The 19115-nt window shown below is 71.1% G+C and carries 20 protein-coding genes; 9 read left to right on the top strand and 11 right to left on the bottom strand.

The features are described from left to right. The first annotated feature begins 84 nt into the window (after window positions 1–84). A complete protein-coding gene (locus tag NAG42_RS34725) occupies window positions 85–963 on the top strand; it encodes an EamA family transporter (RefSeq protein ID WP_250036267.1) in 879 nt (292 codons plus the stop codon). A 99-nt stretch (window positions 964–1062) separates the two neighbouring features. Here the strand turns inward: NAG42_RS34725 and NAG42_RS34720 are convergent, their stop codons facing one another. The 4 genes from NAG42_RS34720 to NAG42_RS34705 all read right to left on the bottom strand — a co-directional run bounded on the left by NAG42_RS34720 (window position 1063) and on the right by NAG42_RS34705 (window position 4004). Further along, window positions 1063–1518, bottom strand: a complete 456-nt coding sequence (locus NAG42_RS34720) for a GNAT family N-acetyltransferase (RefSeq protein WP_250036266.1) — start codon at window positions 1516–1518, stop codon at window positions 1063–1065. A gap of 133 nt (window positions 1519–1651) precedes the next feature. Then, window positions 1652–1810, bottom strand: coding sequence for a hypothetical protein (locus NAG42_RS34715; RefSeq protein WP_250036265.1), 159 nt, complete (start codon window positions 1808–1810; stop codon window positions 1652–1654). Window positions 1811–2168: 358 nt separating this feature from the next. Beyond that, a complete protein-coding gene (locus NAG42_RS34710) occupies window positions 2169–2594 on the bottom strand; it encodes a DUF350 domain-containing protein (protein WP_250036264.1) in 426 nt (141 codons plus the stop codon). 57 nt (window positions 2595–2651) lie between these two features. Next, window positions 2652–4004, bottom strand: a complete 1353-nt coding sequence (locus NAG42_RS34705; protein WP_250036263.1) for a glutamine synthetase family protein — start codon at window positions 4002–4004, stop codon at window positions 2652–2654. A gap of 214 nt (window positions 4005–4218) precedes the next feature. Between NAG42_RS34705 and panB the strand changes: the two genes are divergently transcribed. Both panB and NAG42_RS34695 read left to right on the top strand, forming a co-directional pair. Continuing rightward, window positions 4219–5049, top strand: coding sequence for a 3-methyl-2-oxobutanoate hydroxymethyltransferase (gene panB / locus NAG42_RS34700; protein WP_250036262.1), 831 nt, complete (start codon window positions 4219–4221; stop codon window positions 5047–5049). Between the two features lie 230 nt (window positions 5050–5279). Next, window positions 5280–5459, top strand: a complete 180-nt coding sequence (locus tag NAG42_RS34695; protein WP_250036261.1) for a hypothetical protein — start codon at window positions 5280–5282, stop codon at window positions 5457–5459. A gap of 2 nt (window positions 5460–5461) precedes the next feature. On the opposite strand, the gene NAG42_RS34690 is transcribed toward NAG42_RS34695, so the two are convergent. The 4 genes from NAG42_RS34690 to NAG42_RS34675 all read right to left on the bottom strand — a co-directional run bounded on the left by NAG42_RS34690 (window position 5462) and on the right by NAG42_RS34675 (window position 10539). Continuing rightward, complete coding sequence (locus tag NAG42_RS34690) at window positions 5462–6880, bottom strand: RNB domain-containing ribonuclease (protein WP_250036260.1); 1419 nt, start codon at window positions 6878–6880, stop codon at window positions 5462–5464. Between the two features lie 85 nt (window positions 6881–6965). Next, on the bottom strand, window positions 6966–8804 hold the full coding sequence (locus NAG42_RS34685; protein ID WP_250036259.1) for a hypothetical protein: 1839 nt from the start codon (window positions 8802–8804) through the stop codon (window positions 6966–6968). A 370-nt stretch (window positions 8805–9174) separates the two neighbouring features. After that, window positions 9175–9378, bottom strand: a complete 204-nt coding sequence (locus NAG42_RS34680) for a hypothetical protein (protein WP_250036258.1) — start codon at window positions 9376–9378, stop codon at window positions 9175–9177. A 138-nt stretch (window positions 9379–9516) separates the two neighbouring features. Beyond that, window positions 9517–10539 (bottom strand): aspartate-semialdehyde dehydrogenase, encoded by a 1023-nt coding sequence (locus tag NAG42_RS34675; protein ID WP_250036257.1) that lies wholly within the window; start codon window positions 10537–10539, stop codon window positions 9517–9519. 112 nt (window positions 10540–10651) lie between these two features. Between NAG42_RS34675 and NAG42_RS34670 the strand changes: the two genes are divergently transcribed. Then, window positions 10652–11449, top strand: coding sequence for a class I SAM-dependent methyltransferase (locus NAG42_RS34670; RefSeq protein WP_250036256.1), 798 nt, complete (start codon window positions 10652–10654; stop codon window positions 11447–11449). Window positions 11450–11454: 5 nt separating this feature from the next. Here the strand turns inward: NAG42_RS34670 and NAG42_RS34665 are convergent, their stop codons facing one another. The 3 genes from NAG42_RS34665 to NAG42_RS34655 form a co-directional block, all read right to left on the bottom strand. After that, window positions 11455–12057 carry a M15 family metallopeptidase gene (locus NAG42_RS34665; protein ID WP_250036255.1) on the bottom strand — a complete coding sequence of 201 codons (603 nt, stop codon included), beginning with the start codon at window positions 12055–12057 and terminating at the stop codon, window positions 11455–11457. Between the two features lie 38 nt (window positions 12058–12095). Further along, window positions 12096–13229 carry an ABC transporter permease gene (locus tag NAG42_RS34660; protein ID WP_250036254.1) on the bottom strand — a complete coding sequence of 378 codons (1134 nt, stop codon included), beginning with the start codon at window positions 13227–13229 and terminating at the stop codon, window positions 12096–12098. Between the two features lie 67 nt (window positions 13230–13296). Further along, the gene (locus NAG42_RS34655) at window positions 13297–14187 is read right to left on the bottom strand and encodes a LysR family transcriptional regulator (protein ID WP_250036253.1); all 891 of its coding nucleotides are present in this window, start codon (window positions 14185–14187) and stop codon (window positions 13297–13299) included. Between the two features lie 66 nt (window positions 14188–14253). Here NAG42_RS34655 and NAG42_RS34650 point away from each other — a divergent pair, with 66 nt between their 5' ends. The 5 genes from NAG42_RS34650 to NAG42_RS34630 all read left to right on the top strand — a co-directional run bounded on the left by NAG42_RS34650 (window position 14254) and on the right by NAG42_RS34630 (window position 18997). Further along, complete coding sequence (locus NAG42_RS34650) at window positions 14254–15477, top strand: MFS transporter (protein WP_250036252.1); 1224 nt, start codon at window positions 14254–14256, stop codon at window positions 15475–15477. Between the two features lie 16 nt (window positions 15478–15493). Continuing rightward, entirely contained in the window at window positions 15494–15937 is a 444-nt protein-coding gene (locus tag NAG42_RS34645) for a MarR family winged helix-turn-helix transcriptional regulator (protein ID WP_250036251.1), read from the top strand. 290 nt (window positions 15938–16227) lie between these two features. Beyond that, a complete protein-coding gene (locus NAG42_RS34640) occupies window positions 16228–17286 on the top strand; it encodes a type I glyceraldehyde-3-phosphate dehydrogenase (RefSeq protein ID WP_250036250.1) in 1059 nt (352 codons plus the stop codon). 14 nt (window positions 17287–17300) lie between these two features. Then, on the top strand, window positions 17301–18212 hold the full coding sequence (locus NAG42_RS34635) for a threonine/serine dehydratase (RefSeq protein ID WP_250036316.1): 912 nt from the start codon (window positions 17301–17303) through the stop codon (window positions 18210–18212). Window positions 18213–18343: 131 nt separating this feature from the next. Beyond that, entirely contained in the window at window positions 18344–18997 is a 654-nt protein-coding gene (locus NAG42_RS34630) for a uridine kinase family protein (RefSeq protein WP_250036249.1), read from the top strand. Window positions 18998–19115: the final 118 nt, after the last annotated feature.

The following is a 19115-nucleotide window of genomic DNA, read 5'->3' as shown; positions in this document are numbered from 1 at the left end:
CGAGGCTATCCCGTCACCGACTTCCCGCACGCCACCGAGCCCGGGTGGGTTGACCCCGGCGACCGGCTCGATACCGTCCACGACATGTCGGCCGCGCCCCTGCTGGTGTTGATGTCCGTGATCTCGATCCAGTTCGGCCAGGCGGTGGGTCGCACGCTCTTCGACGATCTGGGCGCGACCGGGGTGGTGCTGCTGCGGGTGACGATCTCGGCACTGGTGCTGGCCGTGGCGACCCGCCCCCGGGTGCGCAGCTGGCCGCGGGCGGCGTGGCGGGCGGCGGCCCTGCTCGGGGTCGCGGTGGCCGGCCTCAACCTGCTGTCGGCGCTGGCGCTGCGCACGGTTCCGCTGGGCGTGGTCGTCACCGTGTCGTTCCTGGGCCCGCTGACCGTCTCGCTGGTGCAGACGCGGCGGCTGCTCGACCTGGTGTGGGCGCTGCTGGCCGGGGCCGGGGTGGCTCTGCTGTGGTGGCATCCGGGCGCCGCGGTGCCGCTGAGCGGGCTGGTGGTGGCCGCTTTGGCCGGGGTCTGCGGGGCGGGCTACATCATGCTCACCGCGCGGCTGGGCGGCCTGGTGCCGGGCGTGGGCGGACTGCCCGTCTCACTGACCGTCGCGGCGCTGGTCGCCCTGCCCTTCGGCGCGGGCGGCGCGAGCGCGGTCACCGAGCGGCCCACCCTGCTGCTCGGCGCCGGCGCGGTGGCTCTGCTGCAGACCATTTTCCCGTACGTGCTGGAGCTGACCGCCCTGCGCACCCTGCCGACCCGCGTCTTCGGCATCCTGGCCAGCCTCAACCCCGCCGCCGCGGCGATCGCCGGCCGGCTCGTCCTGAATCAGCACCTGGGCCCGGTCGAACTGGCCGCGCTGGCCCTGGTGACCTCAGCCAGCGCCGGCGTAACCCTGATCCGCCGACCCCCCACCACCACAGCCCCGAATCCCACCGTGAAGTCGCACCCACCACGGCCCTGAACACCACCACGGACTCGAACACCACCGCAGACCCGGACAGCGGCCGGTAGATGGGTCCAGCTTGTCGCGGCGCCCCCGCTCGGGCTCGGACACCGGACGTCAGGCCGGGGACGGACTCCAGCGGGCGACCAGTTCCGTCCCCTCGGTCTCGCCGGTCTCGTGGAAGCCGAGCGTCCGATAGAGATGCCTGGCGGCCGTGTTGTCGGCCTCGTAGCTGAGCGCGACGTTCGGCGTGCCGGGCTCGGCGATGAGCCGCTCCCGCAACTGCCGCACGATCGCGTGCCCGATGCCCTGCCGCTGATGCCGCCCGTCCACCACGAGCCCGCCGATCCAGGCGCTCCGGTCGTCGTCGATCCCCCACATGACAAAGCCGACAACTACCCCGTCTTTGACTGCGGCCAGCGGATGCCACGTGTCGCCGTAGTTGCACAGACAGAGGTAATAACTGACCGCACTGACAAACCGCTCCTGTTCACCGTGCACGCTGAGCCCGGCACAGTCCCGCCAGTTCTCAGCACCAACCGGCACCAGCTCGATCTTCGGGTCACGCACCATCGCGCCATTCTGCCCCAGCCCCCCGCTCCCGGCCGCCCGCCATCCACGCCATCACGGCGACCTCAGCGAGCACGGCAATCCCAGCACGGCGACCCCAGCCAGCACGGCAGTCCCAGCAGCACGGCAATCCCCATCATCCGGCGATCCCGGCCAGCACGACGATGCCGGCCAGGTTGGCCACCGACTTGTAGAGCGGCCGGCGCTGGTCAAGCCGTAGACCCCGTCGCCGGCCGTCCGGGGAACCAGCCGCACCGATGGCGCCGATGGCCAGTTCGCGAGTGGCCAGCAGCACGACGATCCCGGCCGATGTGGCGACCCGGCTGGTGCGGCGATCCGGCTGGTGCGGCGACCCCGGCGTCGCAGAAGTTCAGGCAGTGCGGCCGGGGATCGACGGCACAGCCCGGCGGGCGCGGGATGGACGACGGTGCGAATACGTGGTTTTCGGGCGCGACCACTCACGCACGTCGCCGTGGTGGGGTGAGCGCTCTGGGCGCGCCAGCGCCCTGCTCACCCCGCCGCGGCCCTCGGCGTGAGCAGCGGTCCGAACCCACCACCCCGCCACGACATCCCGCTCTTGACTTGGATCCGCTCTTGACTTGGATCATCCGTTCTTGACGTAGATCATCCCGCCATTGATGCGGACCGCCCCCTCAGGAGATGCTGGCGCAGACGATCAGGGCTGCGCCGAAGTGCGAAGCCGCGCTGACCAGGGCACCACCATGACGCTCAGGGGTGCAGATGACCTCGCCCAGCTTGCCCGGCGTCATCCAGTCGAGCACCAGGAACGCCAGCCCCATGATGGCGATGCCGATCAGGCCGAAGAGCACCGTCGACGCCAGCCCCTGGCCGAACGAGTCGTAGGTGGTGAAGATCGCGGTGAAGACGATCGCGGCGATGCCCAGCTGGTTGGCCGCGAGCAGCAGCGACGCGTTGGGGTTGCGCTCCACGAAGATCAGGTCGCGCAGCTTGCCGGGCGTGAGCACGTCGACCAGCACGTAGCCGACGGCCATCAGGCCGATGCCGACGATTCCGAATACGATGCTGCGCCCAGCACCCTCTAGCAGATCTTCAAGCACGGCCTCTCCCTTGTCACGCGACGTCAGGAAAGACCGTACAAGACAGTAGCTATGTCTTTACAGCGCGCCCAGGTAACGCTGCCGCTCATAGGGCGTCACCTCGCGCCGGTACTGCTCCCACTCGGCCGTCTTGTTACGCAGGAAGAAGTCGAAGACGTGCTCGCCGAGGACCTCGGCGACCAGCTCGGACTTGCTCATCACGTCGATCGCCTCGGACAGGTTTTCCGGCAGCGCCTCGTAGCCGGCGGCCTTGCGCTCGGCCGGGGAGAGCGACCAGACGTCGTCCTCGGCACCCGGGGGCAGCTCGTAGCCCTCCTCGATGCCCTTGAGACCGGCACCGAGCATGACGGCGAAGGCCAGGTAGGGGTTGGTGGCCGAGTCGATCGAGCGGACCTCGACGCGGGCCGAGTTGGGCTTGCCGAAGGCGGGCACCCGCACGAGCGCCGAGCGGTTGAGGTGACCCCAGCTGACGAAGGCCGGCGACTCGGTCACCACGTTGGGCAGCTGGAGCGGAAAGAGCCGCTTGTACGAGTTGACGTACTGGTTGGTCACCGCGGTGTATTCGCGGGCGTGCACCAGCAGGCCGGCGATGAACGCCCGGGCCGTCTTGGACAGCTTCTGCGGGTCGTCGCCGTCGAAGAACGCGTTGCGCTCGCCCTCGAACAGCGACAGATGCGTGTGCATGCCGCTGCCGGGCTGGTCGGTGTAGGGCTTGGGCATGAAGGTGGCCCGCACGTTCTGCGAGAGCGCCACTTCCTTGACCACGTGGCGGAAGGTCATGATGTTGTCGGCCGTGGTCAGCGCGTCGGCGTAGCGCAGGTCGATCTCCTGCTGGCCGGGCGCGACCTCGTGGTGGCTGAACTCGACCGAGATGCCGATCCGCTCGAGCGCGAGCACGGCCTGCCGCCGGAAGTCGCGGGCCACCGAGTGGGTGGTGTGGTCGAAGTAGCCGCCGGTGTCGACCGGGATCGGGATCGAGCCGTCGAGGGGGCCGTCCTGCACCAGGAAGAACTCGACCTCGGGGTGGGTGTAGAAGGTGAAGCCCTTCTCGGCCGCCTTGGCCAGCGCGCGGCGCAGCACGTGGCGGGGGTCGGCCCAGGCGGCGTTGCCGTCGGGCAGCAGGATGTCGCAGAACATCCGCGCACTCTCGCCGCTGGCCCCGCCCTCGAACGGGAAGACCTGGAAGGTCGTCGGGTCGGGCATGGCCACCATGTCGGACTCGTAGACCCGGGCGAAGCCCTCGATGGCCGAGCCGTCGATGCCGATGCCCTCCTCGAAGGCGGACTCCAGCTCGGCCGGAGCGACCGACACGCTCTTGAGCGTACCGAGCACGTCGGTGAACCAGAGCCGGACAAAACGGATGTCGCGCTCCTCGAGAGTCCGGAGCACGAACTCCTGCTGTCGGTCCACGTTCACCCCTCGTAGTCATGCCCTGACGAGCCAGTAGACCCCGGCTCGATTACGCCGAGATTACGCTGGCCCAGCCCTCGCGCGGCGCCCCGGGTCACGATATGCGAGGTTGTGACAACCTCCACTCACCCCTGACCGCGACGCCGCCCCGGGTGCGACGATTCGTCCATACCCGGGGACTGCATTCCGTGGCCTCGAGGGAAGGAGAAGCACTATGTCGGAGATCCCGGCCCTGTATGGTGGCCCGCCCACCCGACGGGTACGCACGCGTGACCTCATCGCCGCCAAGAGCCGCGGCGACCGCTGGCCGATGCTGACCTCCTACGACCAGTACACCGCCTCGATCTTCGATCAGAACGGCGTGCCCGTGCTGCTGGTCGGCGACTCGGCGGCCAACAACGTGTTCGGCCACGAGACCACCCTGCCGATCACCGTCGACGAGCTGCTGCCGCTGGTCCGCGCGGTCGTCCGGGCCACCCGGACCGCGCTGATCGTGGCCGACCTGCCGTTCGGCAGCTACGAGGAGGGCCCGACCCAGGCCCTGCGCACCGCCGTCCGGTTCATGAAGGAGAGCGGCGCGCACGCCGTCAAGCTCGAGGGCGGCCGCCGCGTCGCCGCCCAGATCGAGGCGCTCACCGGGGCCGGCATCCCGGTCATGGGCCACGTCGGCTTCACCCCGCAGAGCGAGCACACGCTGGGCGGATACCGCGTGCAGGGCCGCGAGCAGGAGGGCGCCGAGGTGCTGGCCGACGCCCGCGCGGTGGCCGAGGCGGGCGCCTTCGCCGTGGTGCTCGAGATGGTGCCGGGCGAGGTCGCCAAGACGATCACCAAGGAGCTGGCGATCCCGACGGTGGGCATCGGCGCCGGTCCCGACACGGACGCCCAGGTGCTCGTCTGGCAGGACATGGCCGGTCTGCGCACGGGCCGCATGCCGCGCTTCGTGAAGCAGTACGCCGACCTGGCCGGTGCGCTGGCGTCGGCGACCCAGCAGTTCGCGGCCGAGGTGCGGGGCGGCGAGTTCCCGGCCGCCGAGCACACTTTCTGAAAATCCGACCGATGTCGTGGCGGGGTGGTGGGTGCGGACCGCTGCTCTCGCCGAGGGCCGCGGCGGGGTGAGCAGGGCGCTGGCGCGCCCGGAGCGCTCACCCCACCACGGCGACGTGCGGGAGTGGTCACGCTCGAAACCCCGCCGCGACGAGCACCGTGCGCACTCCGGCACCCTCGCCGCATGTGTTTGCAACGGTTCACCGCCCGGCGGGCGGGTATCCGGCGATCATGACTGATCCGAACGACGACCTCGACAGCGTCGCCGACCCCGGCTCGCTCTCCCCCGAAGCCATGACCGAACCCGGCCACCACGATCCGCAGGACCAGGAGCGCGACGGCGCCGGCGTGCCCGGTGCGGCGGCCGACAGCCCAGCCGCCCAGGGCAGCCCGGTCGGGCCGCCCGACTGACCTCAGGCCTGCTCGAAGTGAACCTTGCGGGTCGCCGGATCCGCTTCGACGAGCCGCGCCTGGATGCGTGCGCCCAAGGGCAGCGCACCCAGGCAGCGGGCCCGCACGGCGGGTTCGTCGATCGCGACCGTGCCACCCGCCGGCCGGTTCTTGGAGGGCTCGTCGAGGTCGAGCACGCCCGCCTCGAACAGCTCCCCCACCCGGTCGTGCAGCAGCACCGCCTCGGCCAGGTCGATCGCACCGCGGTTGGCCGCGCCGGCCAGCCGATCGGACTCGGACATCGCCTTGGGCAGCCGGGGCAGAGCGGCCCGCGCCCACTCCGGGATCGGGACGCCGGCCGCGACGGCCAGGCAGACCTCGGTCGCGTAGCGGTCGGCCAGCCGCCGCAGCGGCGCCGTGACGTGGGCGTAGGGCGCACCGACCCCGCCGTGCCCGGTCTGCTCGGGCGGTGTCCCGTCGAACGCCGTGTACGCCGCACCGCGCAACAGGTCGGCCGCCTGGTCGAGGAACGCCGCCCCGCGCGGGGCGGCCGGGTCGACCGTGGCCACCACCGTGCCGACCGCTGCGCCCGCGGGCCACAGCACGCCCAGCGATTTCGCGGCGGCCTGGAGCTTCCCGATCGCCTCCGGTTTCGGCGCGGGCATCGTGCGCAGCAGACCCACGCCGCCGGTCAGCATCAGATCGGCCGCGGCCATGCCGGTGAGCAGCGAGATCTGCGCGTTGTGCTCCTCGATGGCCAGCGGCGCCCGCAGCACGAGACGCCAGCCGCCCTCGTGCTCCTCGACCTCCTGCTCGGGCAGTGGCAGGTTCACCGCGCCGCGATCGGTGGCGCGGGCGGCGAGCAGCGTGCCCAGCTCGGGCAGCAGGGCGAGCGGCTCGGGTGTCGTGCCCGCGTCCACCTGCTGCTGCACACCCTCGTAGCTCAGTTTGGCCCGGCTGCGCACCCGGGCCCGCTCGAGCCCGGCCGAGACGATCGCCCCGTCGGCGTCCAGGTCGATCGTCCACACCACGGCCGCGCGCTCGACGTCCGGGAACAGGCTGACGGCGTCCTCGCTCAGCACCTGCGGATGCAGCGGGATCCGGCCGTCGGGCAGATAGATGGTCTGGCCGCGCACCCACGTCTCGGCCTCGAGCGCACCACCCGGGCGCACGTAGGAGGCGACGTCGGCGATCGCGTAGAGCACCCGGTAACCGCCGCCGGGACGCCGGCTCAGGTGCATGGCCTGGTCGAGATCCCGGGACGTGGCCGGGTCGATCGTCACGAACGGCACGTCGGTGCGGTCGGCCGCCTCGGGCAGCGGCCCGGCGGCGGCGGCCTCGGCCTCCGCGAGAGCCTCGGGCGGGAACTCCTCGGGCAGGTGCAACTCGCGCCTCAGCGCGGCGAAATCGATATGCAGCGCCCACACGCGTCTGATCGGCACGGCTTATTCCTACCAGTTCCGGCCGCATCGGGCCCGGCAAGCACGAAGGGCCGCGCCCGGCGGCGCGGCCCTTCGACTTCGTGAACTACCGGCTGCGGCGAGCCGCCGTCTTGCGGGCCTTGGCCGGCACGACGTCCATCATGTCCGCGGCCGGGGTGTTGCCCAGCGCGGCCTGACGGGCGGCGGCGGCCGTGGTGGCCTTGGACACCCGCGACGCGTTGGTCGACGAGTTCTTGGTGGTGGCGCCGGCCCGCGGGGCGTTGGCCGACCGGGCGGCCCGGCCGCGGGTCGCCGCCGACTCGTTGGCGCTGCTCCGCTTGGCCGCCGGGGTGGCCGCGGGCTTGTTGCCGCCGCGCGCCGCGACCGGGCTCAGACCGGCCACCTTGGCCACCGCCGACCGGGAACCGGCGGACGGACGGGTGGGAGTGCCGGCGCTCTCGACCGACGTCCGCCCGAGCGACTTGGGCGCCGTGGTCTTGCGCGGCGCGGCCTTCGTCGCCTTGGTGGCGGCCTTGACCGGTGTCGCCTTGGCCGGCTTGGCCGGCGCGGACTTGGTGGCGGTGGCCTTGGTGGCGGTGGCCTTGGTGGCCGGTGCCTTCTTGGCCGGGGCGGTCCTGGTGGCCGGCGTCGACTTCGTGGCCCGGGTCGCCGATCCGGTGGCGCCGGCGGGCGCCTTCTTGGCCGCCGTCCGGGCCGGAGCCTTGGTGGCGGCCGCCTTGGCCGCCGCGGTGGCCTTCGAGGCGGTGGCCTTGGCCGGTGCCTTCTTCGCGGCCTGCTTGGCGGCGGTCGCCGTGGCCTTCTTGGCCGCCGCGGTCGACTTGGCGCCCGCCTTGGCCGACTTGGCCGCGGCCTGGTTGGCCAGCGCGGCAGTGCTGCGGTCGGCCCTGGTCTGGGCGCCCGCGGACCCCGCCTTGGTGCTGGTGGCCGCCGCCTTGTTGGCGGAAGCCGTGGCACTGCGGTTGTACCCGGCCTTGGACGTCGTGGCCGCCGCCTTGTTGGCCGCCGCCGTCGCGTTGCGCGCGGCAGCGGTGCCCGCCGCAGCGGCCTTCGACGCCGTGGCCGCCTTCTTGGCCGCCGTCGACTTGGCCGCCGTCGACTTGGTTGCCGTCGACTTGGTTGCCGCCGCCGTCTTCGCCGCTGCCGACTTGGCCGCGGCCGTTGTGGTCGCCGCCGCCTTCGCCGCTACCGACTTGGCAGCGGCCGTCGTGGTCGCTGCCGCCTTAGCCACCGTCGACTTGGCCGCGGCCGTCTTGGCCACTGCCGTCTTGGTGGCCGCCGTCGTCGTGGCCTTCGGGGCTGCGGTCTTGCTCGCTGCCGCCGTCTTCTTCGCGGCCTTGGCCGCGGTCGTCGTCTTGCTCGCCGTCGTCATCGCACCAGCCTTGGTCGCCGCTGTCCGGGCGGCGCCGGCACGCGCCGGGGCCGCGGTCTTCGCCGTCTTCCGGGCCGGGGCCCGCTTGGTGGCCGGCTCGGCTGCCTCGATGGTCGCCGTGGTCATGGCCGGGCCCGGCTCGGCCGCCGCGGCTGTCCGTCGTGGAGTCACCGGCCTGCGGGCCGCCGGCTTGGCCGCGGCCCGCTGGGCGGCGCCCGGCTTGGTGACGGCCGGCCTGGCGACGGCGGGCTTGGCGGTGACCGGCTTGGCCGGGGCAGCCTTCGCCATGGTCCGCTTGGCCGGAGCCGGCTCGGCCACGGTCCGCTTGGCGGAGGCCGGCTTCGCGGTGGCCGGCTTGGCGGAGGCTGCCTTGGCCACGGTCCGCTTGGCGGAGGCCGCTCCGGCCACGGTCCGCTTGGCGGTGACCGGCTTCGCGGCGGCACCGCGCGCGGCGGTCTTGGTCACCGGCTTCGCCGGCTCGCGAACAGGCGTACGCGAAATGCGGTTTTTGTCCGCCCCGGTGGCAGAGCGGGGCGCCTTTTTGGCAGCGGCCATCTGGGTGTTCCTCCTTGCGAATGACTGCGCGAATGGCTGCGGGCTGTCTCCGCACGGAGACTGCGACGTTCAGTGATTGCGAAGTTCAGGGCTTGCGAAGTTCAGGGCTTGCGAAGTTCAGGGCTTGCGAAGTTCAGGGCTTGCGAAGTTCAGGGCTTGCGAAGTTCAGGGCTTGCGAAGTTCGGTGCTTGGGACGTTCGGTGCTGGCGACGTTGAGTCCTTACGACGTTCGATGATTGCAACGTTCGGTGAGCGAGATCTGGTGAATGCGACGTTCAGTGAGCGAGGTTCAGTGATTGCGACGTTCAGTACAAGAACGATCGATAGCGAAGCTGGAGGCGGCGTGGACTCAGAGGGCCGGCGCCAGCTCTCAGCCGACCTCCCCGTTCCAGCGGGCATCCTCGGCGTCCCAGTCCGCGTTGCGCCGCTCGACGGTCTCGAGGGCATGCGCGGCTTCGTCGGCCGTGGCGTAGGGGCCAAGACGATATTGGGCAGGACAGACGTCGTCGCCACTCTCGACTCGATGGTGGCGGAGGCACCAGAAGTAGCCGCCGCCGGACCCACTGTCGCTCATGCAATCACTCTGCACCTCAAACCGACCATCCGCCACCGATTCGGGCAAAAAGTCCTAGATTTCCACATTGGAGCATGAGGGCAAGAGCACAAAAACCGCCCCGGCCGGGTGGCCGGGGCGGTCGTGAACTATGGAGATCTAAAACTCGGTGGCGACGAGCTCCGCGACCTGAACGGCGTTGAGGGCGGCGCCCTTGCGCAGGTTGTCGTTCGAGATGAAGAGCGCGAGACCGTTGTCGACCGTCTCGTCGGCCCGGATGCGTCCCACGAAGGAGGGATCGCGGCCGGCCGCCTCGAGCGGGGTCGGCACGTCGGACAACTCGACACCGGGAGCGGAGGCGAGCAGCTCGCGGGCCCGGGCCGGGCTGATCGGCCGGGCGAAGCGGGCGTTGATCTGCAGTGAGTGGCCGGTGAAGACCGGGACGCGGACGCAGGTGCCCGAGACGAGCAGCGACGGCAGATCGAGGATTTTACGGCTCTCGTTGCGGAGCTTCTGCTCCTCGTCGGTCTCGTTGCGGCCGTCGTCGACGATCGAGCCGGCCAGCGGCAGCACGTTGAACGCGATCGGCTTGGCGAACGCGCGCGGGGCCGGGAACTCCACGGCGGACCCGTCGAAGGTCAGCTCGGTGGCGCGGTCGGCCACCTTCTTGATCTGCTCGTCGAGCTCGCTGACGCCGGCCAGTCCGGCGCCGCCGACGGCCTGATAGGTGGTGGCGATCAGCGCGACCAGCCCGGCCTCGTCGTGCAGCGGGCGCAGCACCGGCATGGCGGCCATGGTGGTGCAGTTGGGGTTGGCGATGATGCCCTTGGGCCGGTGGCGCGCGGCATCCGGGTTGACCTCGCTGACCACCAGCGGCACGTCGGGGTCCATCCGCCAGGCCGACGAGTTGTCGATGACCACGGCGCCGGCCTCGGCCACGCGCGGGGCCAGCTCCTTGGAGCTGCCCTTGCCCGCCGAGAACAGGACGATGTCGAGGCCGCTGTAGTCGGCGGCCGACGCGTCCTCGACTGTCACCTCGCCGTCGCCCCACGGCAGGGTGCGGCCCGCGCTGCGGGCGGACGCGAAAAGACGAAGCTGCTCAACGGGAAGGGCACGCTCGGCCAGGATGCGCCGCATGACGCCGCCCACCTGTCCCGTCGCGCCCACAATGCCGATCCTCATGCCGACAAAAGTACGGCTTGATCTGCGCCGGGAGAAATCAGTTACCGGTCACTGTTTCACATCATGGGAAGATGCTCCCACATTGAGAGACGGCGGGCTTACCGTCGAGGGCATGGCGACGTACACGCACGGTCATCACGAATCGGTCTTGCGCTCACACCGGTGGCGCACCGCAGAGAATTCGGCGGAGTACCTGCTGCCGCATCTTTCCTCCGGCGTGACGGTGCTCGACATCGGTTGCGGTCCCGGCACGATCACCGGCGACTTCGCGAGCCTCGTCACCCCGGCGCGGGTCACCGCCCTGGAGGTGACCGAGGACGCACTCGACCTGGCCCGGGCCGAGATCGCCGGGCGCGGACTGACCAACGTCGACTTCACCGTCGGCGATGTGCATCGGCTCGACTTCCCGGACGACACCTTCGACGTCGTGCATGCCCACCAGGTGCTGCAACATCTGGGCGACCCGGTGGCCGCCTTGCGCGAGATGCGCCGGGTGACCCGGCCCGGCGGCCTGATCGCGGTGCGCGACAGCGACTACGCGGCCTTCGCGTGGTATCCGCGACTGCCCGAGCTCGACGAGTGGCTGGCTCTCTACGAGCGGGTGGCCCGGGGCAACGGCGGCGAGCCGGACGCCGGACGGCACCTGCTCGCCTGGGCCCGCGCGGCCGGCCTGACCGACGTGTCGGCGTCATCGAGCACGTGGTGCTTCGCCACCGCGGCCGATCGCGAGTGGTGGGGCGGCATGTGGGCCGACCGCATCCTGAAGTCCGACATGGCCGCGACCGCCGAGCGCACCGGCGCCGCGACCCGCGACGACCTGATGCGCCTCTCGCAGGCCTGGCGGCGCTGGTCGGCCGACCCGGACGGCTGGATGTCCCTGCTCCACGGCGAGCTGATCGCCCGGGTCTGACCGGGCTACAGAGACTTCGGCTTGTACGCCCAGTGCCAGCTCTCCCGCGGCACGTTCATCTCGAAGCCGTACTTCTCGCCGTTCTGCTTCATCCAGGACAGCGCCTTGGAGTTGAGGTCGAGGTCGGTGGCCATGCCCCAGCCGTGCTCGCTGGTGCCGGGCTTGGCCGCCAGCCCGCCCTGCGAGTAGAGGCCCTTGCGCCGGGCCAGGTCGACCTGCTCGGCGTACGGGCGGTAGGAGTCGGTGATCCCGATGGTCACGCCGTCCTTCTTGGCGTCGTTGATCATCTGGTTGAGCGACTGGGCGGCCGGCGCCCACAGTTTGTGCCGGGTGCTGCCGACCTGCTCCAGCGCACTGGCCGGGATCCGCCCGTTGCCGTAGGCGGCCAGGTCGGTCGGGATGCCCTTGCTGTTCAGCGAGTACGACTTGTTCCCGGTGGAGGTCTGCGCGACCGCTTCCTCCAACGCGTTGGCAAAGGTGCCGCCCTGGGCGCCGGACGTCGACGTGGTCGACGGCGGCTGCACGTTGCGGCCGGTCTGTTGCGTCTGCAGCGCGATCATGCGGCTCTGAATGTCCGCGATCCGCGAGCCCACTCTTTCGATCCCCACGCCACTCCCATTCGGCACCCGCGCGGAAACCTGAGGCCCTACGGCAGGTTCACCGGCTCGCGACGTTCGGCGCCCTCGAGGCGGTGGGCCAGGTCGAGCTCGACCTCGGAGGTCCGGTTGCGGCGGTTCGGCAGCATGTTGGTGACGAGCACGACCGCCGCGCCGATGCCGGCGTACAGGGACAGCACGATGAGGTGGTGGCTGATCTCGGCGGCCGGGAAGTAGAGGTTGTCGCGCACCGCCTGCACGCCGGCGCCGGTCGGCAGGTTGGCGCCGAGGATCCGGCCGAAGTCGGGCAGGAACTCGGGCAGGATGCTCGCGCCCGAGATCACCGTGCCCAGCGTGAAGTACAGCGCGCCGATCACCGCGCCGGGCGGGCCGAAGAGGGCCACCGCACCCGCGGTGGAGGCGGTGATCGCCAGCGAGATCAACGAGAAGATGGCCAGCATCTCGCCGCGGTCGGCGGTGATGCCCACGCTGAACCAGCCCATCGACCACAGGACGACCGAGGCCGAGGCGACGGCATAGACGGCCAGCGTGCTGACGTGCGCGATGCCCCGGCGCCAGGAGCGGCGGGTGCGCGGGATGAGACGGCCGAGGCCCATCGAGGCGACCGTGCCGCCGAGCGCCAGCGCCTGGGTGATGAAGCCGAGCGAGACGCCGTTGACGTCGTCGTCGGGCAGCGGCACCACGTCGGTGATCGGCGGGGGCGCGTTCAGCTGCTGGGCCTGGGCCACCGGCATCCGTTTGCCGGTCCCGGCCAGTTCGGCCAGCGTCGCGGCGGTCTGCTGCTGCACAACCGTGGTGAACGTGGTGCGCAGCAGGTTTGCGGCGGCCGGGCCGGCGGCCGAGGCGACGTAGAGGTGCGGCTGGGTGCCGGTGATGTCGACCCCGCCGTACACGTCCCGGCGTTTGATGGCGATCTCGAGATCGTCGGACGTGGCGTAGTCGGTGACCTTGAAATAGCCCTGCCCGGTGAACAGGCCCACGACCTCGGCTCGTTCCGCGGCCGGCGCGACCAGCCCGACCGGGACGTCGTGCGGCTGCGCCTTGTGTCCCATGCCCAGGTAGTACGCGGTCAGGCCGAGCTGGACGAGGACGCCGATCACACAGACGGCCAGCGCGAACCGCCGGAACCGCAGCACCGACTCGGCTGGTTGTTGCTCCGCCACTGTTCCTCCTCTCGACCCGTTAGAGGAAAGCTTTACGGACGAAAGGCATTCATGGGACCGTTTCGGTCTAACCGACCTTCTCGTCGATGAGGGCGAGAAGGGCCCGGGCCGCGGCGCTGGGCCTGCGCAGGGCGGAGACCGCGAGGCCGAGGGGCCACTCCAGGTCGGCGTCGGCCACGCTCTTGAGGACCAGACCCGTACGGTCGTCGGGCACCACGAACGGCGGCAGGATCGCGACGCCGAGGCCCTCCCGGACGAAGCCGGCACCGTTCGCGATGTCGGTGACCTCGATCGCCACGTGCCGCTGCACGCCGGCGTCGGCGAACGCCTTGTCGACGACGGTCCGGTTGCCGTATCCGGCCGGGAAGTCGACGAACGACTCCCCGGCCAGGTCGGCGATGCGCACCGTGGCCGCCCCGGCCAGCCGATGACCCGCGGGCAGCACCAGCTCGAGGCGGCGCGAACCGACCGGCCGCACCCGGAGGCCGGCCGGCGGGCGGCCCGGCGCCGACACGATCGCCAGGTCGAGCAGGCCGTCGGCCAGCCAGGTGAGCAGGCCGTCGGAGCCCCGCGGCGAGACGTGCAGGCGCAGGCCGACGTCCGGGTGGAGCCGGTGGAAGGCGCCGAGCAGGGCCGGCACGTCGATGAGCCCGACCGAGGTCAGCGTGCCGATCCGGACCGTCCCGCGCAGGCCACCGCGCACCTCGTCGACGGCGTCGCGCGCCTCCCGGACGGCCTCGAGGGCAGCCCGCGCGCGGGGCAGCAGCGCCTCCCCGGCGTCGGTCAGCTCGACCCGCTTGGAGGTGCGGTCGAGCAGCCGGGCGCCGAGCTCGCGTTCCATCGCCTTGATCACCGCCGAGACGCCGGACTGCACAACGTGCAGGCGGGCCGCGGCCCGGGTGAAGTTGCGCTCCTCGGCGACGGCGACGAAATACTCGAAATGGCGGAGTTCCAGCACAGCTCGTGATTGTACCGAGCATCAATCATCGTTGGTGGTGATGCTGAGCCGACGCACTCTCCAGGTATGACCGTCTTGACCGACCACCGCCCCGCTCCCGTCGAGAGGGGTTCGTCGCGGCACGGCCGCGGCTTCTGGCTCATCGCCGCCGTCTATCTCGTCGCCCTCGCCTTCTCGACCGTGCCCACCCCGCTGTACCCGCTCTACCAGCGCGTGGACGGGTTCTCGGCGCTCACGGTGACCGTCGTCTTCGCCGTATACGCGATCGGCGTGATCACCAGCCTGCTGCTCGCCGGCCACGTCTCGGACTGGACCGGACGGCGCCGCGTGCTCCAGGCCTCGCTCGCTCTGGAGATCCTCGCGGGCGTGGTCTTCCTCACCTGGCCGGCGCTGCCCGGCCTGATCGCGGCCCGGTTCCTGACCGGGCTGGGCGTCGGCCTGCTGACTGCCACCGCCACGGCGTACCTGCTCGAACTGCACAAGGCGCACCGTCCGCAGGCCTCCGGGACGCGCTTCGAGGTCGTGTCGTCGGCCGCCAACCTGGGCGGGCTCGGCGCCGGCACGCTGGTCGCGGGTGCGCTCGCGCAGTTCGTGGCGGCTCCCCTGCGTACGCCGTACGCGGTCTTCCTGGTCCTGCTGGGCCTCAGCATGATCGCCGTCGCCGCCGCGCCCGAGACGGTGACCGCGCCGGCCGTGAGGCCGGAGTACCGGCCGCAGGGTGTGCGGATCGCCGGCCCCCGCCCGGCCGTCCTGGTCGCCACCACGTCGGCCTTCGCCGCGTTCGCCGTGTTCGGGCTGTTCACCTCGCTGGCGCCCAGCTTCGTGGCCGGGGCACTGCACCACCCGAGCCGCCTGCTGGCCGGCGTGACCGTGTTCGTCGTCTTCGGCGCGGGCGCGGCCAGTCAGGCCCTCAGCGGACGCCTCACCCCGCGCGCCCGGTTCCTCAGCGGCCTGATCGCGCAGGCCGTGGGTCTGGTCACACTGGCCGCGGGCATGTGGACGGCGTCGCTCCCGCTCTTCCTGATCGGCGGCGCGGTCGCCGGCGCCGGTGCGGGCAGCCTGTTCAAGTCGGCCGTCGGCACGATCGCCGCGAACGCCCCCGCCCAGCAGCGCGGCGAGAGCCTGGCCGGGCTGTTCCTGATCGCCTACCTCGGCCTGGTCGGTCCCGTGCTCGGCCTGGGCCTGGCCGGCCGCTACCTGGCCGCGACGACGTCGATGCTGTGGTTCACCGGACTGCTGCTGGCACTGCTCGGGGCCGTCTACGCCAAGGATCGTTGGGGCACCAACTAATCGCTAAGCTGGCAAGGTGGCCGATGACCCTCTCGAACTGGAACGCCAGGTGTGCTTCGCGCTGTCGGTGGCCGCGCGCGGTGTGGTCGGTCTCTACCGCCCGCTGCTCGAGCCGATGGGCCTGACTCATCCGCAGTATCTGGTGATGCTGGCCCTCTGGCAGCACTCTCCGCTGTCCGTACGGGATCTCAGCCGGCTGCTCCAGCTCGACCCGGGCACCCTCTCCCCGCTGCTGAAAAGGCTGGAGACCACCGGGTACGTCGACCGGCAGCGCGACCCGGCCGACGAGCGCAGCCTCGCCGTCACCCTGACCGCCGAGGGCCGCGCGCTGCGGGCGGAGGCCGAGAAGATCCCGCCCGCGATCGTGGCCCGATTGGACATGCCAATCGAGGAACTGGAGTCCTTGCACGCCGCCCTCACGCGCGTGATTGCCGCCGCCCACCGATCGATTCCCGAATGACGTTTCCCGGCAGATGAATTGTTTCACAGGAACCGGCTCTGGCCGAAATACGCATCCCTCATCCGGAAGGCGCAGATCCTGGACGGACCATTCGAGAGGAACGGCAGGTCGATGGGCACGAAGACGACCATGGATGCCGTCGACCCGGCGTGAATCACTCACCCCGTGTGATGCGCCGTGCGTTGACGTGCAAGTTGCACGACTCATAGTGTCGACGATGTGACGCCGAGTACCCGTACGACCCCGTCACACGCGACACCACCGACAAATCGGCCGAGGAGAGCCTTCCCATGAGCGTCACGATCGGTATCAACGGATTCGGGCGAATCGGCCGCAGTCTTGCGCGGATCGTCGCCGCGACACCCGATCTCGGCATATCCATTTCCGCTATAAACGACCTTGCATCGACCGAGAAAATGGCCTATGGGCTGCGCCGGGACAGTATTCGAGGCGCATTCCCGGGCACCGTCACGGCTCGGGCCGATCACCTGGTCGTCAATGACCACGCGATCCGCGCGTTCCACCATGAACGACCCGAGCGCATTCCCTGGGCCGACGCCGGAGTCGACGTCGTCATCGAGGCCACCGGGCGTTTCCGGGCCGGCACGCTGGCCCGCACCCACATCACCCACGGCGGCGCCCGCAAGGTCGTGATCAGCGCGTCGGCCGACGAGCCGGACGCGTTCCTGATGTTCGGGGCCAATCAGGGCACGTACGACCCGGCGCAGCACGACGTCGTCTCCCCCGGCTCCTGCGGTGTCAACGCTCTCACCGTGATGGCCAAGGTGCTGCTCGACCGGTTCGGGCTGCGCGGCGTGAACACGTCGGTCGTGCTGGCCACCCAGGGCTGGCAGAAGGCGCAGGACTCGGTGACCAGCACCTCGCGGGAGGACCCCCGGCTGGGGCGGGCCACCGGCGAGAGCATCATCCCGCACAACTACGTGGTCGGTGACCTGGTGCGGGTGGCGCTGCCCGAGATCGGCGAGATGCGGTACAGCTACTACTGCGTGCCCACCCCGATCGGCTCGCTGGCCGAGCTCTCCGGGCAGACCGACCACCCGGTCAGTGTCGAGGAGGTCAACCGGGCCATGGCCGAGGCCGCCGCCGGGCCACTGCGGCGCGTGCTGGCGTACGACCCCGACCCCACCGTGTCGATCGACGTCAAGAACAACCCGGCGTCCTGCCTGTTCGACCCCTCCGGCACCCAGACCACGGCCGACGGCGGGGTCAAGGTACGCGGCTGGTTCGACAACGAGTGGGGCTTCTCCAACCGATTGATCGACCTCGCGCGCCTCGTCGGTGAACGCACCCCGGCGGCGTCGCGACCCATGAGCTGGAGCATCGCCTAGAGTTTCGCCTGATGATTATCACGACCGATGACGTACGGGCGGCAGCCGCGCGCCTCGGCAGCCGGGTGCGACGCACGCCCGTGATGCCGGCCGGCGAGGGGCTCTGGTTCAAGCTGGAGCAGACGCAGCACGCCGGCTCGTTCAAGACGCGGGGCATGTTCAACCAGATCCTCGCCGCCGGACCGGTGCCGGCCGCGGGCATCGTGGCCGCCTCGGGCGGTAATGCCGGACTGGCCGCCGCCTATGCGGCCCGTGAGCTGGGAATCCCGGCCGAGGTGTTCGTGCCGGTGACGGCGCCGGCGGTCAAGGTGGCCAAGCTGGGCAAGCTCGGCGCCCGGGTCGTTCAGGTGGGCGACGAGTACGCCGAGGCCTACGCGGCGGCGGTGGTCACCGCCCAGAGCTCGGGCGCGCTCTTCTGCCACGCCTACGACGACCCGCACATGGTGGCGGGCAACGGGACGCTCGGCCTCGAACTGGCCGACCAACTCCCCGGCGGCTTCGACACCGTGCTGGTGGCAGTCGGCGGGGGCGGGTTGATCGCCGGGGTGATCGCGGCTCTGCACCCGGGCGTCCGCGTGGTCGCGGTGGAGCCGGTCACGGCGGCGGCGCTGCATGCGGCACTCGCGGCGGGGTCACCGGTCGACGTGCCGGTGTCCGGGGTGGCGGCGGACTCGCTCGGGGCGCGGCGGGCCGGGCAGATCGCGTACGAGATGGCCGCTCTGACCGGGACACCGTCGGTGCTGGTCGACGATCAGGCCATCGTGGACGCTCGCCGTGGCCTGTGGGACGACTACCGCCTGGTGGTCGAGCACGGGACCGCGGCGGCCTACGCGGCGCTGACGTCAGGGGCCTACGTACCGTCCGACGGCGAGCGCGTGGTCGTCCTGCTCTGCGGCGCCAACACCAACCCGGCCGACCTGGCCTGAGCGCGCACTCGTTCTCACCCGCCGCCCTGCCTCGCTCACGCGGTGTTCCTCGGCGCTTCTGCTCTCCCACTCGGGTCGACCCCCGTTCCTCTCACCCGACGCCTCCACGGCTTCTCGGGTAGAACAGGGGGATGGAACTCGGGCCAGGAGAGCCGTCGTTCGGACCATGGAGCGTCGAGTCGGCGGACGCCTTCGCGCGGGCGGTGGCCGAGGCAGCCGGGACGCCGGACGGACGCCCCCGCGTCATTGCCGTCGACGGGCGGGGCGGCGGCGGCAAGACCGTGCTGGCCGGCCTGCTCGGCCGGACGCTGGGCAACGCGGCCGTCGTGCACTCGGACGACGTGGCCTGGAACCACGCCCGCTTCGGGTGGGACGACCTGATGATCGACGGCATTCTGAAGCCGCTGCACGCCGGTGAGCCGGTGCACTACCGCCTGCCGGCCTGGGAACGACTCGGTCGCGCGGGACACATCGACGTGCCGGCCGAGGCGTCGACCGTGATCCTCGAAGGCGTCGGCGTCTCGCGCCGATCGCTGGTGCCCTACCTCGACGTCGCGATCTGGGCGCAATCCGATTTCGCCGAGGCCGAACGGCGCGCGCTCCTCCGCGACATCGCCACCGAGGGCCGGACCGGGCCCGAGGCGAAGCTCAACTGGGACGAGTGGATGGCCGAGGAGATCCCGTTCCTGCTCGACGACCGGCCCTGGGAACGGGCGCGCTTCATCGTCGGCACCACCTCGCCGCTGCCCCACGATCCGGAGACCTCGGTCGTCGTGTCGAGCTGATCAGCTCCGCACAGCGAGGCTGTCGAGCAGGATGGCGACCATGCGTTCCGCGTACGGGAGGCCTTTGCTCTCGATCGACTGGCAGAGCAAGGCCACGGCGTTGAGCAGGTCGTCGGGG

The sequence above is a fragment of the Paractinoplanes maris genome, assembly GCF_023544465.1.
GTDB lineage: Bacteria > Actinomycetota > Actinomycetes > Mycobacteriales > Micromonosporaceae > Actinoplanes > Actinoplanes maris.
This window is presented reverse-complemented; position numbering and strand designations above follow the sequence as displayed.